10 protein-coding genes are annotated in these 13829 nt (G+C 69.0%); 2 read left to right on the forward strand and 8 right to left on the reverse strand.

What is annotated here, in order from left to right; genetic code table 11:
- The first annotated feature begins 16 nt into the window (after positions 1–16).
- On the forward strand, positions 17–292 hold the full coding sequence (locus AW272_RS14030) for a hypothetical protein (protein ID WP_066364420.1): 276 nt from the start codon (positions 17–19) through the stop codon (positions 290–292).
- On the opposite strand, the gene AW272_RS14035 is transcribed toward AW272_RS14030, so the two are convergent.
- A complete protein-coding gene (locus AW272_RS14035; RefSeq protein ID WP_066364421.1) occupies positions 289–663 on the reverse strand; it encodes a cupin domain-containing protein in 375 nt (124 codons plus the stop codon). The two genes, AW272_RS14030 and AW272_RS14035, sit on opposite strands and share 4 nt — an antisense overlap.
- A 58-nt stretch (positions 664–721) precedes the next feature.
- On the opposite strand from AW272_RS14035, the gene AW272_RS14040 reads away from it, so the two are divergent.
- On the forward strand, positions 722–1177 hold the full coding sequence (locus AW272_RS14040) for a MarR family winged helix-turn-helix transcriptional regulator (protein ID WP_066364738.1): 456 nt from the start codon (positions 722–724) through the stop codon (positions 1175–1177).
- Positions 1178–1231: 54 nt separating this feature from the next.
- On the opposite strand, the gene AW272_RS14045 is transcribed toward AW272_RS14040, so the two are convergent.
- The 7 genes from AW272_RS14045 to AW272_RS14075 form a co-directional block, all read right to left on the reverse strand.
- A complete protein-coding gene (locus tag AW272_RS14045) occupies positions 1232–1825 on the reverse strand; it encodes an antibiotic biosynthesis monooxygenase (protein ID WP_169807546.1) in 594 nt (197 codons plus the stop codon).
- A 34-nt stretch (positions 1826–1859) separates the two neighbouring features.
- Positions 1860–2684 carry a hypothetical protein gene (locus AW272_RS14050; RefSeq protein ID WP_066364424.1) on the reverse strand — a complete coding sequence of 275 codons (825 nt, stop codon included), beginning with the start codon at positions 2682–2684 and terminating at the stop codon, positions 1860–1862.
- 151 nt (positions 2685–2835) lie between these two features.
- Positions 2836–4011 carry a cytochrome P450 gene (locus AW272_RS14055; RefSeq protein ID WP_066364426.1) on the reverse strand — a complete coding sequence of 392 codons (1176 nt, stop codon included), beginning with the start codon at positions 4009–4011 and terminating at the stop codon, positions 2836–2838.
- Between the two features lie 4 nt (positions 4012–4015).
- Positions 4016–7360, reverse strand: coding sequence for a beta-L-arabinofuranosidase domain-containing protein (locus tag AW272_RS14060; protein ID WP_218010883.1), 3345 nt, complete (start codon positions 7358–7360; stop codon positions 4016–4018).
- A 400-nt stretch (positions 7361–7760) separates the two neighbouring features.
- On the reverse strand, positions 7761–8975 hold the full coding sequence (locus tag AW272_RS14065; protein ID WP_066364429.1) for an MFS transporter: 1215 nt from the start codon (positions 8973–8975) through the stop codon (positions 7761–7763).
- A gap of 272 nt (positions 8976–9247) precedes the next feature.
- Complete coding sequence (locus AW272_RS14070) at positions 9248–12589, reverse strand: 3-keto-alpha-glucoside-1,2-lyase-like domain-containing protein (protein ID WP_174551815.1); 3342 nt, start codon at positions 12587–12589, stop codon at positions 9248–9250.
- A gap of 580 nt (positions 12590–13169) precedes the next feature.
- Entirely contained in the window at positions 13170–13661 is a 492-nt protein-coding gene (locus tag AW272_RS14075) for a hypothetical protein (protein ID WP_157518537.1), read from the reverse strand.
- Between the last annotated feature and the right edge of the window lie 168 nt (positions 13662–13829).

Here is a 13829-nt window from a genome sequence, read left to right on the forward strand (position 1 = left end):
GTCCCACTATGTTCTCGTGGACGACTGCGCATGCGGGCACGACCGGTTCTCGGCGCCCCGCGACAAGACCGAGGGGCTGATCCTGGCCCGGCACCTCCGGGCCGTCGAACATCTGCTGGAGCCGGTCGAGCGCGACGCCTCGCGGTGGCTCGGCGTTCTGCGGTGCACGGCCTGCGCCCGCTACTGGGCCGAGGACAGCATGTCGTCAGGGCATGCCGACCTGTTCTTCGTCTATCCGGTCGACACCACCGACCCGCACGCCTGGCTGGCGGCGGCGCGACCGGTGCTCTAGGCGATCCACGGCGGCGTGCCGTGGACGGTCCCGTCGGGCAGGATCGCCTTGGCTCCCCCGGCGGCGGTGACGACGGCGGTGAAGCCCTCCCCCGCGGCGGTGACCTGGCGGGCGGTGCGCGGCGGCATCACCACGGTGTCGCCCCCGGCGACCTCGAAGGTCTCTCCGCCGAGTTCGACGGTGGCCCCGCCGGTGACGAACGCCCAGATCTGCTCGCTGTCGAAGTCGTGCTTCGGCCCGGCGACGCCCGCAGGGACCTCGACCCGCCAGAGGGAACGTTCCGCCCCGCCCTGGGTGGGTGAGGCGAAGGTGGTCATGACCCCACCGGGGGTCTCGGAGCGGCGGGCCGCGGCGGCGCGGATGACAGTCATTTCTGATCCCTTAAGATGGACAATGTCGTTGTCCATATAGTCAATCAGGTTGTCCTTCATGTCAAACGGGTTCGAGCTGCCGCTGCGGCTGCTGATGGCGTTCCGCGTGCTCATCGACGCCCTCCACGAGGAACTGGCCGCCCAGGGCCACTCCGACATGCGGCCCATGCACGGCTTCGTCCTGCAGGCCATCGCCCGGGGCGCCGACTCGGCCGCCGCGCTGGGACGCACGCTGGGCGTGTCGAAACAGGCGGCGGGGAAGACCATCGAGACGCTGGAGGGCCTCGGGTACGTCACGCGGGTGCCCGATCCGGCCGACTCGCGCCGCAAGACGGTCGTCCTGACCGATTTCGGGGTCGACGCCCTGCGGCGGTCGGCCGAGGTGTTCGACGAACTACGGAGCCGCTGGGCCCGCGAACTCGGGGCGGAGCGGCTCGACGACCTGGAGGAATCCCTGCGACAGATGACGCCGGGCGATCTGTTCCGCCTCGACGTGCCCGGGTGGTTCGGCTAGCTTGCCCGCAGGCGGCGGATCTCGGCGATCAGACGCGGGATACGGCGCCGCGCCTCACAGGTATTCACGCAGGCCCTCCTGACCGAAGCCGGGCACCGACTTCTCCTCGATGACCAGGCGCCGGTCGCGGGGGCCGACGGGGGCATAGCGCCGGAAGCTGCCGCTTTCCATGCCCGGGAAGTCGAAGACCCGCTGCCAGGCCGGGTTGCGGACCGAGGTGGCCTGCTCGTGGGACTCGGCGTCGGTCCAGCCGGCCAGGTTGAGCATGCGGGTGCCGTCGAGGCTGGTGTGGAAGCGGCCCGAGATGCCGCCGGGGTGGGGCTCCTCCCCCGCCATGACCTCGAAGACGGTGTCGATCCAGCGGCGCAGGCGTTCGTGGTCGGGGGCGTCGAACTCCGCCTCGACCGCGACCACGCAGCCGGGCGTGCGGCCGTCGTCCCCGTCCCGGTAGAGGTGGTAGCCCGTCGGGGTCGCGCCGGTGAGGCCGGTCAGGAAGGCGCTGCCGTCGGTGGTCCATCGGCTGTAGGTCAGGACGGTGGTGGCGTCGAGGCTCTCGTACACCTCGAAGGACACGAGGCCCTCGGGCCACGGGACGGGAGCCCAGCCGTCGGCCGCGTTGGACTCGGTCGTGAAGAAGAGGTCGGGCAACGTGAACTCCTGAGGATGAGCCGGGCGGTCGTTCTCATCCTGGAACTTGAACAAAGGTTGAGGTCAACCCGGATCCCGTGGCCCGCTTGACCACGCGCCCGGTGAAATCGACCACGACGCGATTGCCCAGCGGGGCGTGCAGCGTCAGCGTGGCCCTTCTCAACGGGACCGACACGCGCTGGTCGCAGTCGCCCGTGTCGGTGCTCGACACCTTCAGCCCGATTTGGACGAATGACGGGAACTCGACCACCGTCGGGGTGATCTGCGGGGCCGGCATCCCCGGGCACGGCATGCCCCAGCTGACGGTGAAGGTCGCCGACATCGTCCGACCGTCGATGGACAGGTCACTGACGAGGCTGGACGGGATCATCGAGCCCAGCCGCCAGAAATAGCCCGCCGTGAGGGCGGGCCACGTCAGCGTGCCGCCGTCGGCCAGCCGGAACTCCCAGGCCGGAAGGTCGATCGAGCCCCGGTCGGTGGTGAAGGCCGATTCGGTCAGTTCGGTCGCCGTGACGCGGACCTCGGGCTGGCCGGCCGTGACCTGGGATCGGATGGCGGACAGGGCGTCCCGGGGGCTGGTGAGGGTGACGTACCGGGACACGCCCTGAACGGTGAGCTGCCTCGACGGCGGGACGGCCGCGGGCAGCGAGAGGGGAGCGGGAACGCGGCCCCGGGCCGCCTCGTCGGTGAGCGGGAGCGGATCCAGGACGATCAGGGGCCGGTCGAGCGCGGAGGTGACCGGGAAGTCGCGCCACAGGTCGGCCACTTTCGGGCCGGGCGCCTTCGGCGGGGCCTTCGGGTCGGGGGTACAGGCGACGACGGCGAGGACGACGGCCAGGAGCGTGAGGAACCTGCGCATGACGCCTCCCGTTTCGGGATCCCAACCGAAGAGACGGATTCCGGGCACCTGGGGTTCGGAGCCATGGGCTTACACCAACCTGGAGTTCCACCATAGAGCCCATCGGACCGTTCCAGAACCCGCGAACGCCCGTGGACGGACGGCTTGCCGATCATCCAGCCTGGATGCGCAGGGGCATGGTGCCGTGGTGGAGGCGGAAGCCGTCGAGGTCGTCGGGGTGGACGGCGAGGGTCAGGCCGCTCAGTTCGCGGGCTATGCGGTCGAGCATGATGCGGGCCTCGAGGCGGCCCAGAGAGGCGCCGAGGCAGAAGTGGGTGCCGTGGCCGAAGGCTATGTTGCGGTGGACGTCGGGGCGGTGGATGTCGAACGTGTCCGGATTCGTGAAGATCGCGGGGTCGCGGTTCGCGCCCCACAGCGACAGGGCGACGCGTTCGAAGGCGGGGATGGGGCCGCCGGCGAGGTCGAGGGCGCGGAAGGTGAAGCGTGGGGGGACGATCTCGACCGGGCCGCGGAAGCGGAGGGTCTCCTCGACGGCGACACCGGCCAGGGACGGGTCGTCGCGGAGGTCCCGCCACTGGTCGGGGTGGGTGAGCAGGAGGCGGATGCCGTTGACGATGACGTCCACGGTGGTCTCCTGACCGGCGATGAGCAGGAGCTGCACCATCGCGACGAGTTCGTCGCGGTCCAGGGCGTCGCCCTGCGCTTCGAGGGCGACGAGCTCGGAGAGCAGGTCGTCGGCCGGGGCCGTTCTGCGGCGGGCGGCCAGCTCGTCGATGTACTTCGCGAACGCCAGTGTGGCCGTGCCGTCGTGGTCGGAGGCCGAGACGATGGTCGCCGACCAGGCGCGGAACTGGGGGCGGTCCTCGTCGGGGACGCCGACGAGCTGGGCGATGACGTTGACGGGCAGCGGGTCGGCCAGGTCGGCCACTCCGTCGAAGGTGCCCAGTTCCAGGGCGCGGGCGACCAGGTCGTCGGCGACGCCCGCGATCCACGGTTCGAGGCGGGCGACCATGCGGGCGGTGAACGCCTTGCTGACCAGGCCGCGCAGGCGGGTGTGGTCGGGCGGGTCGAGGGAGATGAGCTGGCGGGACGCGATGCGCTCGGCCTCGCTGTGAGGGCAGGCTCGCCCGGGAAGCTGGTGGCCGATGTCGGGGTGCTGGAGGCCTTCGAGGACGTCGGCGTGGCCGGCCACGACCCAGAAGCGGTTGCCCGCCGGGTCGATCTGGGGGACGGGACGGCCGGCGGCCCGCACGCGTACGTAGAACGCGTGCGGGTCGCGGCGGGTGTCGGGCTCCCAGAGCTCCGAGAGCCCGAACTCGGTTGTCATGTGATCAGCTGGCCGCGTACGGCTTGACGATCTCGGTCGTGACCTGGTCACCGTCGACCGTGCCGGTGACGGTCACGGTGACCTCGCCCGCGGGGAACTGGGCGGCACGGACCGCGAACTGCTGGAAGGCGGACTTGCCGGGGGCGACGCCGATGAAGGCCTTCCTGCCGTAGGCGGTCTCGATCACGACGTCCACAGGAGCGTCGTGGTCGTTCACTACGCGGACGGCCAGGTAGGCCGAACCGGCGATGGTGCGGGACTCCGGGGTGACCGTGACCGGGATCTCCGCCTCGGGCGAGAGTTCGGCCCGCGCGTTGTCGGCGGCCGCCACGATCGCGGCCTTCTGCTCGGCGGTCAGGGTGCCCGCCGCCACGAACGCGTCGGCCGTGGAGCCGACCTTGGCCATGAACGCGGCGTGGGTGGCGAACGGCGCGTTGTCCCAGAGCAGGTCAAGGAACGTCGGGCCGTCCGTGCCGGGCTGGACGATGCCGGTGACCGGCACGTCGTAGTTCGGCAGGGCGTCGTTGCGCTTCACGTTGGGCACGCCCGAGTCGACGCCACCGAAGACGATCTTCGGCTCGACCCGGCGGAAGTACGCCGAGTGGGCCTGGGTGTCTCCGACGTACCACGGGCGCAGGTTGAAGCCGCTCGTGGTGAACAGCGGGTCGCCCGCCGCGTTCACGCCGGCCGCCGTGACGGCCGCCCGGGAGTAGTCGCCGTCCCGCTTGAGGTGGCGGTAGAGCGTCAGCTCACGGTAGGCGCCGCCGCCGGGGTTGCCGAGGATCGGCATGAGCAGCGGGCCCCACATGATCGACTGGGTGTCGGGCCGGTCGATGGCGCGCTCGATGTGGATGCTGAACGGGAAGGCGATGTCGATGGTGTCGCCGTTGCTCCAGTTCCGGCTCAGGGTCACGTACGTGCCCGGGACCGGCGTCGTCAGGAGCTGGGTCACACCGTTGATCTTCACGGTGTAACCGTTCACGGCCCACTTCGGCACGCGCAGCTTGATGTCGAGCTGGCCGCTTCCGGTGACGGTCAGCTTGGTGCTCGCCTGGCGCGGGAAGCTCGTCTCCTGGGTCAGGGTGAAGTTCTTCTCGGTCCAGTTCACGGTCGACGGGACGAACAGGTTGACCCACAGGGCCGAGCCGTCGGCCGACTTGAAGTAGGCGGCCTCCTGGTACTTGGTGTGGATCTCCAGGCCGGTGCCGCCGCAGCAGGTGCCGGTGTTGCCGTACGACTTGCCCGCGCCCGGCGTCAGCGGCTGGAAGTAGGTCACCTGCGGGTTGCTCACCGACGTCGAGTCGGCCCGCGAGCCGGCGAGCTGGTTGAACAGGGCCCGCTCGTAGTAGTCCATGTAGGCCGGGTCCTGCGTGTGGAAGAACAGGTTCCTGGCCAGCTTGGACACGTTGTAGATCGAGCACGTCTCCGCGCCGCCCTGGGCGATCGCGTTGGCGATGTTGTCCCGGTTCTGGAACATCTCGATGTTGTTGTTGGAGCCGGGGTAGTTGCCGCCGAGGCCGCCGTGGGTGAACATGCGGTGCGGGACCAGCATGCCGAAGAAGTTCTTCGCGGCCTTGAGGTAGTCGTCCCCACCGCCCTGCTCGAAGATCCGCATGTAGCCGGAGAAGCCGGGCACGTGCTGGTTGACGTGCAGGCGGGCCGGGCGCCTGCGGCCGTAGGCGGTCGGGTTGGTCACCGTCAGGATGTCGCGGTTCTCGACCGTCGCGCCGAAGAGCGACTCACGGTTGTCGAAGAGCTTGGCGGTCTCGAGATGCTTGGGGTCGCCGGTCAGCGCGTGGATCTCGGCGAACACCTCGTTGACGCCGCCGAGCTCGCCGGCGATGTAGGTGTCCCACATCAGATTGAGGTTGTCGCGGGTGATCGGGCCCGCGTAGTTGGCGTGGTTCTTGTCGCCGGTGGTCAGGGCGTTGTGCGCCCAGTCGGCCATCTTGACGACGATCTCACGTGCCTTCGTGTTCCCGGTCAGGGTGTACGCGTCCAGCAGGCCACGAATGATCTTGTGCTGGGTGTACCAGGGCGCCCACACGTTCGTGGCGGCGTTGCCGCCGTACTGGGCGTAGCGCGGCGGGCCGACGCGGATGACGGCGTCCTCCGGGATGGCGCCGAGGTAGCCGGCGTAGACGGGCTTCCAGAGCTGACCGCCGGACTGCGGGATGGCGACGATGCCGGCGGGGCGGTTGTTGGGCGAGGAGTCGACCGCGGACGCGCCGTCGGTCTCGTCGAACTTGTACCAGGCGATGTTGCCGCCGCCGGTGGTGCCCGCGGCGGAGGTCTGCAGCGAGGTGATCTCTTCGGGGGTGAGGGCCCGGTCGAAGATGTGGAACTCGTCGATGCTCGCGTTGAGCATCGCGTCGCCGTAGGCCGACCGGCCGATCCAGACGTTGCCCGGGACGCCGAGGTTGGTCGGGTTGAGCGTCATGTTGGTGTTCGTACCGGCGACGACGCCGTTGACGTACAGCGTGCCGACGGCGCCGGAGAGGGAGACGGCCAGGTGGACCCACTGCCCGGTCGGGATCGCGGTGGTGCCGTTGATCTGCTGCTCACCGCCGGTGCCGGTGGTGGTGATGGCGAACCGGGGCGCGTTCCCGGTCGCGCCGGAACGGGCGGTGAGGAACATGTTGACCGCGGTGCTCTGGCCGAAGTCGAAGACCCGGCTCCAGCTCTGTGCCGCGGCGAGGTGGACCCAGGTCGCGATCGTGAAGTTGGTGAGCTGGGACACCGCCTCCTGGGGCAGCTTGATGTGCTCGGCGTTGCTGCCGCCGTTGAGCTTCAGGGCGTTGCCGAACTTCCCGGCCACCCGGCCGATGGGCAGCGCCTCGGGCTCGGTGGGCCCGCCGGTGCCGGTCATGCGGGCGGTGATGGCGTCCTGGCAGGCGCCGAGCTCGGTGACCATCCAGTCGAGCTTGGTCTTGTACGACGCCTCACCCTGGTCGGCATAGGCCTGGGCCAAAGCGCTCATGTAGTGACCGGCCCAGTGGCCGCTCAGCAGCCCCCCGTCCTCCCAGCCGCCGGGCGCCGTCACACCCGCGGGGTTCGGCCGGCCGGCCTGGTTGTTGAACAGGAACAGGAAGCGGCGCTCGTCGAACGCCCCCAGGAACGCCTTCATCCGGTCGCGCTTCTCCTGCAGCAGACCGGCGTTCAGGGTGATCTGGTGCAGCCAGAACGGCCTGACCGCGGTGTTGCTACCGGCACCGACATACGGGATTCCGGCCAAGGACTCGGTGACGTTCGCGGTCGCGGCCTCGGCCACCCCCGTCTGAACACCGTTGGCCGTCGCGGCTAACGCCACTCCGATGGCCGACGTCCGCACGAAATTGCGGCGGCTCATTCCTGACTTCTCGGATGCCGTCATGGCCTTCCCTTCACTTGCACGCTTGGCCCTCGTATGAACACGTGATCGCGCCAGAAATGTTAGCGTTAACAAATTCAGTACCCGCCCCACCCGATCCGCACGCAACGGCGGAGCGGCGAACCGCACCGTCGACAAACAGGCTCCGGGCAGGGCAAGTACTGCGGCGTCACGGTATCCGGGCTCTCAGGACCTGGAGGCGCGTGAAGCCGCTCACTTGAGGGGACATCTGATGGAATTGTTAGCGTTCACACGATGAACACACCAGGGCACGCCATCCAACCGTTACTGATACGTTACGAACACATTGCGACGTGGCCATAACGGGACACCTTTTTAGGGATGAGGGCGGCGTCCGAAACGGCCGTCGACCGGCGGCTCAGCCGACGCCCGGTGGACGTCCCCCGGCACGGCCACCCGCCAGCAGCAGCGCCGCGACGGCGACGACGAGCCCGACCGCGATGACCGGCGCGAGCGCCCCGAACCCGAACCCGGCCGCGACCTGCCCGAACAGCGGCGGACCGAGCAGCGAGCCGAGGCTGCCCCCCTGGGCCACCAGACCGCTGCCGATGTCGGCGTGGTCGAGCCGCTCCAGAATCAGCGGCAGGGCGGCGAAGACGATGGCGGCCAGGAACCCGTTGGTGAGCGACAGCGTCCCGGCGCCCGCGAGCACCCCGGCGACCGGCCCGCCGCCGTACACGAGCCAGGCCGTGGGCACGGCCGGCAGCCCGAACAGCGCGAGCACCCCGACGCGGACGCCCCGGCGCAGCAGGAGACCGGCGAGCAGCCCACCGCCCGCGCTGAGCAGTGAGATGACCGAGGTGCTCACCCCCGCGGCGGCGGCCGATTGCTCGTGCTGGTCGATGAGAAGCGTGGGCAGCAGCACGATGACCGGAATGGTCACCAGCGCGGTGAGACAGAACGAGACCGCCAGCACCGCCGGCCACCGCAGCGCGCGCAGCCGCGGCACGGGCCCGCCGGCCACCTGCGGACCGGCCCCGGCACGGGGCAACCACAGCCACAGGACCACCGCCATGACGAGGGTGAGACCGGCGAGCAGCCCCGTCCAGCCCCGCCACCCGAGGGCGTCACCGACCGCACCGCCGGCGAGCGCGCTCGCGAACAGGCCGACGGACACGAACGTGGCCCAGACCGACAGGGCGGCACTGCGGTCGCGCTCGTCGGCCAGGCGCAGGACGAGCACCGGCCCGGCGATGGTGACCAGCAGATAGCCGACTCCCTCGACGATGCGGGCGCCGAGCAGCCAGGCGAAGTCACCCGCCAGGACGCTGGCGGCGCCGGCCAGGGCGACCAGGACCAGGCCGTACACGAGCGACTGCTGCGCGCCGAGACGGCGCACCAGAAATCCACCGGGCAGCCCGAAGACGGCCCCGACACCGACGACGGCGGAGATGACCCAGCCCAGCTGCGACAACGACAGCTCCAGCTGATCGGTGACGACCGGGCCGACGGGGGCGAACTTCCCCAGGCTCATGGCGGCGATGACCCCGCCGAGATAGACGATGCCGATGGTCGCCCACCGCGAGCGCCCGCCGGGCGGGGCGGGGGTGTCCTGGATCGGCTCAGACTTCACGCTTCCTCCTTGGCACGACGTCTCACGGCGCCTCGATGTTTGTCGCGCTCTCGCCTGCCGGTCAACCCGGGACGGATGAGGATTACGGACGTTTTCCGGAGGACAAAGGCTTCGGCGGGAGCTTCACGTGAATTCTCGGGATCAGACAGCACGCATGGATGAGGCTCTCGGGGCGGACGACCCGACACGGGCTCGTCTCACACCCAGCGCGCATGTGACGACAGGCCGGGCCCCGCGTAGAGCGCGGCACCCGGCCTGCCGGTCGGATCAGGTCAGGAGACCGGTTCGATCCACACGTTGCGGAAGCGGGGGTTCTCGCCCGCGTCGCCGTGGTCCTGGAGGCGGATTCCGCCCGTGGCCACACTCTCCGCGATGTTGTCGCCGGTGCCGCCGTCGACGGCCACGTTGTTGTGGACCACCACGCCGTTCCAGACGACCGTCACCCGCGCGTTGTCGACCTTCGCTCCCGTACTGGTGTAGCGGGCCGCGCGGAAGGTGATGTCGTAGGTCTGCCACGTGCCGGGGGGGTTGGTCACGTTGCTGTCGGCCGCGCGCTTGTTGTAGATCGAGCCGGCGCCGTTGATCAGCGGCGCGGGGTCACCGGCGGACTCCAGGACCTGAACCTCGTAGCGTTCCTGGAGGAAGATGCCGCTGTTGCCGCGCTGCTGCCCGGTCACGTTCGCCGGGTAGTCCGGCACGAGCCACTCTGCGTGGAGCTTGAAGTCGCCGAACGTCTGCCGGGTGCGGATGTCGCCGCCGAGGGACTCCACGGAGCCGTTCGCGATCGGCCACGTGGCCACGCCGCCGGCCCGCTTCTCCCATGCCGCCAGGTTCGACCCGTCGAACAGCGTGATCCGCTGCGCGAGCGACACGCTGATGTGGTCGAGGTTGACGTTGCCCGAGTCACCGCTGTCGTACTTGTAGGTGATCTCGTTCGTGCCCCGGGTCAGGTTGAGCGGTTCCGTCTGGACGGCCCAGGCGTCCCAGCCGCCGCTGGAGGCCAGCCGCACCTGCCTGACCTTCTCGCCGTTGACGTACACGCTGACCGACCTGACGGTGTCGGACGCGTAGCGGAGCCCGACGTTGTGCGGGCCGGTCGTGTCCGACCAGACGCTGAACGAGGTGCTCGCGCCGGCGTTCCAGTAGCCGTCGACGAAGCCCTTGTAGGTGTGGCCCGGATGATCGCTGTTCGCCTTCGCGCCACCGGCCAGCGTGGCGTTCTCCGCCTCGAACACCCGTTGCGCGGCCACGGTGAGGGAGTCGAGGTTGACGTGGCCCGTGTCGCCGCTGTCGACCTTGTACGTGATGGTGTTGACGCCCGCGTTCAACGTGAGCGGTTCGACCCGGGTGGCCCACTGCTCCCACGTCACCGTGGTGGGCAGCGGAACCTGCCTGATCTTGGTGCCGTTGACGTACACGCTGACCGATTTGTTGCCGGGCGCGGGGTTCGGCCCGTTGGAGTAGCGCAGGCCGACGTGGTAGACGCCGTCCCGGGGGACGGTCACGGCGAACTGCGTGGCCGCGCCCTGGTTCCCGTAGCCGGCGACGAAGCCGCTGCCCGTGTAGCTCAGGTGGTCGGTGGCCAGGTTCGCGCCGCCGCTGTGGGAGGCGCTCTCCGCCTCGTACACGGTGTCGGTCTGCGGGCCGTTGACCAGGGTGTTGAGCGTGTACCAGGCCTCGGTGCTCCAGAGCGGCTGGCCCGACGCCGAGCTGAACGGGCGCGGCGACCGCAGGTGCACCACGCGGTCGGCCTTGAGGCCCGCGATCTTCAGCGTGACCTTCTTCTTGTCCGCCGACAGGTCGGCGGAGGTGACGGTCAGCGTCTCCTCGTCCACCTTCGGGCCGCCGTAGGTGGAGGCGGCGGCGTACCGCCACTGGGTGAGCTGGTACTTGTCCGCGAGTGACGTGGCGGTCGCGTCCGAAAGCGGCTGGGTGTACTCCAGCTCGAAGCCGCCCTCGATCGCGCGCATCTTCAGGACGTCGAAGGCCTTGTCGCCACTGGGGGTCAGCTTCTGCAGCCCGTAGGTGAGCTTGCCCTCCTGGCCCCAGTTCCCGCCGGCGCCGAGGCCTCCGGCGTAGATGGCGCCGTCAGGCCCGAGGCTGATCCGGTTGATCCCGGCCTCCAGGCCCTGGGTGAGGCGGAAGACCGCGCCCTGGTACTCACCGTTGACCTTCTCCAGGAAGCCGCGCTGGAGCCCGCCGTAGGTGACGTCGCCGAACAGCATCTGCCCCGCGAACCTGCCCTGCTTGAGGAGCAGCGGCGTGCTGGGCGAGTTGGCGATCTCGTTGTGCGGCAGCCAGAGCACCGGCTTGGTCACCAGGTTGTTGTCGAACCGGCCGTCAGGGTTGGTGTAGTGGTTGAAGAACCGGTCCTTCTTGATGTGTACGAGTTTCGAGGCCGGCAGCCAGCCGCCCTGGTTGTCCATGACGAACAGGTCGTCGTTCGGACCCCAGCCGAGCCCGTTGGGTGTACGCAGACCGCCGGCGACGTACTCGATCGCACCCGTGTCCTTGTTGACCTTGATGGTCGTGCCCCGGTCGGGAGCAGGCTGCGGGTCGGTGGTCGCGCCGCCGTAGTTGATCGCCACGGAGAGGTTGATGTAGAAGTGGCCGTCGCGGTAGAGCATCCCGAACGCGAACTCGTGGAAGTTACCGCCGAACGGCCAGGTCGCCACGGTCCTGAGGTTGTCGGCGACGTCGTCACCGTTGGTGTCGTTCAACTCCACCAGCCGGGACTTCTCCGACACGTAGAGCTTGCCGTCGACGTACTTGATGCCCATGGGCTCCTGAAGCCCACTGGCGATCTTCTTCGTGGTCACCTGCGCGGCCGAGGTCGCACCGGTGACGTTGTCGAGCAGGTAGACCTCGCCGAGCCTGTTGTCCGTACCACCCCACGTGGTGATCGCCAGCCGGTCGTCGGGCAGCCAGTCCATCCCGGTCACCTGCGGCTGGAACCCGCCCGGCCGCAGGTCGGTGAGCGCGAAGTCAGGGTGTACGGACTGCAGCGGCAACCCGTCGCCAGGAGAGTCGGCCCCGCTCTCACACTCCTTGCGCCCCGGCCCGGTGACCCGCACCACGCCCGCGTCGGTGCTCAGCACCGAGTTCGGCACGAGGGTGAACCCGGAGGCCCCCGGCGGCTTCCACTCCAGCTTGAGCTGCTGGCCGAACAGGTGCTCGAAGTGGTCGACACGCAGCGCGTGGTAGCCGGTGGTGAGATTGATCGTGCCGTCCACGGAGATCGCCCCGTGCCGCCCGTCATTGGTGATCACGACGGTGTCGTCGATGCGCAGCCGGGAGCCGTCGTCACTGGTGAGCCGGAACTCGTACGTGCCCGCGGTGGCGATGGAGATGTTGCCGGAGACCTCGGTGACGAACATGTCGACCAGACCGAAGTCGGCGTCGGAGGTCCAGTCGATCGTGGGCATCAGCTTGTCGACGTTGGGTGTCTGACCAGGCTTGAGCGTGCAGAGCTTGGACAGTTCGACCTGGACGTCGTAGGTGCGCAGGGTGACACCCGGCTCTTGGGGCGGCACGGCGGCGCGCGCTGGAGCGGGCAGGACGAGCCCTGAGAGGGCGGTGATCAGTACGACGGATAAGAGGGGTATTTTCCGCATGCCCGGTCCCATCTCGGTGAGGGTGCCGCGTTGAGCACGGCGTAGGGGGACGGCACCGCCGATAGGGCCGATCTAACGACAGATGCCGGGTGTGTTTCGCTGTAACACGGGAGGGTTAACGCTGGTCTGCGCCGTAATATATGGCCTGATCTACGACTTGCCCATAGCCTTTTGCGCATTTCGACGAAAGTCGGGGCTGGTGTAGCAAAAGCGGGCGGCTCTCGCGAGCGCTCGCGACGGGTGCGGGGGCCGGGAATCTGGCGGCGCATTGGGTGCGGATCTTCTGGAGAGGCTGCATGACCTGGGCTTTCGCGGGATCCGAACCGTGTCGCGTCCTCATCGGGAAGCGGCGATCGACAGGCCCAAGCTCCAACCAGCCAATCCGCCACAGTCGACCTGACCCCCGTCCGTCCGGCGGCCCAGATGCGCCGACCTCAGCTCTCGGTAGCCTCGGTTTCCACCTGCCAGCCATATGGGACCCGCTTCGGCCTGCGTGGCGGCCTGATGACGTCGAAGCAGGCGCGCTGACCGCGCCCGGAGGCGCTGATCGCTTCCCGGACCTGTTACCCGGGTGGTGGAGTCAATAGGTGAGCAGGAAGGCGTAGGCGTACAGCGCGAAAGACGAAGCGACAGCCAGGGTGAGCAGTTTGCGGGAGATGCGCGGCATGGCCAACCAAGCCGCAGCCGGATACGCGATCACCCCGCTGAAAACGATGAGGGCGAGAGCCTCGCCGAACATGACGACCGGCATCGCTTCGGCGACCTGCCAGATGGCTGTCAGGAAGAGGGCGGCGAGGATTGCCACGGGCAAGGAGGGCCGTACTCGTAGGAGATACAGCAGCGGCCAGGCCAACGCGATCGCAACCCAACGGCCGACTTCCCACGCCTGGACGAGGTAGCCAAGACATCCGGTGTACGGGCCGCATTGCGGGGAGTCGGGGAAGAGCCTGGCCATCATGGCCACCCACCCGAGGAGAACCACGGGAAGGATGACCCCGACCACGCCTGCCCTGACGATTCGCCAGCCGGGCTTTGCGTGCGATACGGATGCATCCGGCAGCACTTCGATCACTCGCGCATGATGGCACGCAAGACGGTACCTGGCCATGGCGAGATGCTTTGCGGGGGATCTTGCAGGCCGACCGCCGCACAGGCCAGTTCCGGCTTGCCCAGCAGGCTCAAGGCTCGTTGCCGATCAGGCAGTGCGTTTAGACCACGACGGCAACCGGGGTCGCGTCCT

Source organism: Herbidospora mongoliensis, from assembly GCF_001570545.1.
GTDB lineage: Bacteria > Actinomycetota > Actinomycetes > Streptosporangiales > Streptosporangiaceae > Herbidospora > Herbidospora mongoliensis.

Coding starts and splice junctions, on each gene's coding strand:
- AW272_RS14035 (WP_066364421.1), bottom strand. CDS start 663: ATGACTGTCATCCGCGCCGCCGCGGCCCGCCGCTCCGAGACCCCCGGT.
- AW272_RS14070 (WP_174551815.1), bottom strand. CDS start 12,589: ATGCGGAAAATACCCCTCTTATCCGTCGTACTGATCACCGCCCTCTCA.
- AW272_RS14040 (WP_066364738.1), top strand. CDS start 722: ATGTCAAACGGGTTCGAGCTGCCGCTGCGGCTGCTGATGGCGTTCCGC.
- AW272_RS14055 (WP_066364426.1), bottom strand. CDS start 4,011: ATGACAACCGAGTTCGGGCTCTCGGAGCTCTGGGAGCCCGACACCCGC.
- AW272_RS14060 (WP_218010883.1), bottom strand. CDS start 7,360: ATGAGCCGCCGCAATTTCGTGCGGACGTCGGCCATCGGAGTGGCGTTA.
- AW272_RS14050 (WP_066364424.1), bottom strand. CDS start 2,684: ATGCGCAGGTTCCTCACGCTCCTGGCCGTCGTCCTCGCCGTCGTCGCC.